Source organism: Bacillus sp. MM2020_4, assembly GCF_011250555.1.
Taxonomy (GTDB): Bacteria; Bacillota; Bacilli; order Bacillales; family Cytobacillaceae; genus Neobacillus.
On sequence record NZ_JAANMZ010000137.1, the window covers coordinates 1 to 255 of the forward strand.

At 41.6% G+C, this 255-nt stretch carries 1 pseudogene; it reads left to right on the plus strand.

The window, feature by feature from the left end:
* Nucleotides 1-255: pseudogene (locus G6554_RS25480) on the plus strand (DDE-type integrase/transposase/recombinase); the annotation flags it as partial.

Sequence of the window (255 nt, forward strand, 5' to 3'; positions counted from 1 at the left end):
TAGACGATTTCAAAAGCGTCATCGTAATCAGCTATGGCAATCCGATATTAAGTTTGGCCCATATTTGCCCATTGGTCCTAATGGCACTAAGAAGCAGGTCTACTTAGTCGCTATTATAGACGATGCGGCTCGATTAATTCTGCATGGAGCCTTCTATCCAACCCTTGATTCCAGGATTATAGAGGATGCTTTTCGAAATGCCATTCAAAAATATGGTGTCCCTGAAGCCGTATACTTTGATAATGGGAAACAGTA